This is a genomic window from Klebsiella sp. C283 (genome assembly GCF_048822555.1).
Taxonomy (GTDB): Bacteria; Pseudomonadota; Gammaproteobacteria; order Enterobacterales; family Enterobacteriaceae; genus Klebsiella; species Klebsiella quasipneumoniae.
In genome coordinates this window covers 1-2244 of sequence record NZ_JBMEZS010000054.1, presented here as the reverse complement: position 1 = coordinate 2244, position 2244 = coordinate 1, and the positions used below count along the sequence as shown (strand labels likewise).

Here is a 2244-nt window from a genome sequence, read left to right as displayed (position 1 = left end):
TGCCCCCATCCGTTCAAAGTAATAAATCAAGACATAAAACATATAAAAGATTACTGTGGCTGTAAAAAACCCCGTTATTACTGACAGCGTCAAATCAGGAGAGTCCGCCCACATGTTTTTATCCTTAAACACCATGAAAGAAAATAAAGCACTGAGACCTGTAAGCCCAAACAACATTAAAATACAGGCAAGCGTATCTCTTATAAAAACACCAATAATTACATAGCCGTAACCGCAGATAATGATTGCCATTGCAAAAAAAAGTCGAACAAAACCATCAAGACTTAACTGGTATTCAGCCATTTACCCACCCTCATTCAATGTTTCTATCACGCTGCTCAAAGGCTCGCGGGTTTTAATTTCAATGCACTCTCCTGTATTACTTCCGTAACCTCTGCCCCCACGTGCTTCGAGTACCCGTAGCATTTTTATGCAGACATCTGTATTAGGCATGGGAGTAATATCCCAAATCCCACCGCCACTACTCGGCGTCATCAGCACCAGAAAAATATATGCATGCATAATTTATTGCCTTTATTTATATACTTGTCAGTAGAAAAAAGCAGGCTATATACCCGTAATCATTGAAGATGCTTGATTTTCAAGACGGTTAAGATCAGGATAGTCAACATGAAAATACATCTGACTCCGGAACAGTGTACCGCCCTGAAACTACTGCATAAGAGCAGCAGGGATAGCCGTGTATGCGACCGAATAAGATGTGTTCTCCTTGCTGCGGATGGCTGGAATGCCTCTATGATTGCCAAATCTCAACTCATTGATGAAACCACTGTCCGGCGTCACCTCAACGACTGGCTTAACGAGGAAAAGCTGAAGCCCGAAAATGGCGGCACTCAGAGCCACCTCAGTGAGACGCAGACTGCAGAGCTTATTGCGTATTTAACGGATAACCTTCTGCCCACGACGGCGGCCATCATCAACGTTATCGAAGAATGGTGGGGCATCCGTTATACCGTGCCGGGCCTGAATAAGTGGCTGCATAAACATGGCTTCAGTTATCGAAAGCCGGTTGGCGTCCCTCATAAGTTCAGCGCTGAAGCTCAGCAGGCGTTCGTGGCCGCTTATGAACAGCTCAAACGGGATGCAGGCGATGATGAACCCGTCCTGTTTATCGACGGTGTTCACCCCACACAGGGGACGAAGCTGGCGTATGGCTGGATGCCCGTCGGCAAAGGAGCAAAGCAGGTGGAAACCAGCGGCAGCCGTACCCGGCTGAACCTGATGGGAGCTATCAACCTGACAGCGCTGGATAAAACGGTTATCAGGGAATACGACAAAATCAACAGCCACAATATCGCCCGGTTCTTCATCGCCATCCGCGAAACATACCCGATACAGCAAAAACTCCACATCATTCTTGACGGCGCGGGCTACCATCGCAGCGAACAGGTGAAAGAGTGGGCTTATCTGATGAATATCGACCTGCACTACCTGCCTCCTTACAGCCCGAACCTGAATCCCATAGAGCGGCTGTGGAAAGTGATGAATGAACAGGTGAGAAATAACCGTTACTTCACCTCAGCAAAGGTGTTCCGGGAAGAAATACACCGCTTCTTCAGCGAAATATTACCGGGACTTGCCGGGGTACTGGCGCGTCGTATTAATGACAACTTCCAGACGCTGAAAAATGCAACTTCAGGTTAATCGGGTATATACTGCCAATAAAAATAACAGCGCCATCTTCCATTTGAATAATTCATCCATAACGTTACTTACCTTCCGTGCGAAGTTTATTAACCTCTGTCTTATCCCTGTATTTCACATCCATATACCGTGTTACGCCATCCGGGCAAGACCAGGCATCTTTTGCTTTAGCCAGAAACCCTGCCTGCTGTGCTTCAAATGCGGAGACTCTGCAGTTTTTCAGGGTATAGATGACATTCTGTTTATTGGTTTGAATCTGTTTGTATGTTGACTCAGGCTCAATAAAGACAAACACTTCTGTTATCGCGACGACAATACACATTATCAGAATGATTGACTTACCCCACCAGGACACAAACAACCGCTGTAAAAAGAAAGACATAACTGCGGCAGTGCCAACAATCAGCATCAACATAAAAATATATGACGATTCCTCGCACAAAAGCATCCAGAGATATTTAATTGACTCAGTCACTTTCGAAATCCTTTCATTTTTCGTAATCAGTTTTAAGTTCACACGCTACCGCCCATCCCTTTCAACGCAGAGGGCACTCGTTATAATTCAGAAATGTAAACTTA

4 protein-coding genes are annotated in these 2244 nt (G+C 45.5%); 1 reads left to right on the top strand and 3 read right to left on the bottom strand.

Translation table 11 applies throughout. The features are described 5' to 3' along the window. Positions 1-303: hypothetical protein (locus tag ACOI7Z_RS27090; protein WP_243211349.1), on the bottom strand; the 303-nt coding region annotated here is incomplete at its 3' end. Then, positions 304-522: a hypothetical protein gene (locus tag ACOI7Z_RS27085; RefSeq protein WP_416275425.1), complete on the bottom strand. Its 219-nt coding sequence runs from the start codon at positions 520-522 to the stop codon at positions 304-306. It abuts the gene before it with no gap. Between the two features lie 108 nt (positions 523-630). Here ACOI7Z_RS27085 and ACOI7Z_RS27080 point away from each other — a divergent pair, with 108 nt between their 5' ends. Continuing rightward, a complete protein-coding gene (locus ACOI7Z_RS27080; protein WP_116994126.1) occupies positions 631-1665 on the top strand; it encodes an IS630 family transposase in 1035 nt (344 codons plus the stop codon). 64 nt (positions 1666-1729) lie between these two features. Here ACOI7Z_RS27080 and ACOI7Z_RS27075 read toward each other — a convergent pair whose 3' ends face one another. Beyond that, positions 1730-2140 (bottom strand): hypothetical protein, encoded by a 411-nt coding sequence (locus tag ACOI7Z_RS27075; protein ID WP_009309869.1) that lies wholly within the window; start codon positions 2138-2140, stop codon positions 1730-1732. Positions 2141-2244: the final 104 nt, after the last annotated feature.

Coding starts and splice junctions, on each gene's coding strand:
- ACOI7Z_RS27080 (WP_116994126.1), top strand. CDS start 631: ATGAAAATACATCTGACTCCGGAACAGTGTACCGCCCTGAAACTACTG.
- ACOI7Z_RS27085 (WP_416275425.1), bottom strand. CDS start 522: ATGCATGCATATATTTTTCTGGTGCTGATGACGCCGAGTAGTGGCGGT.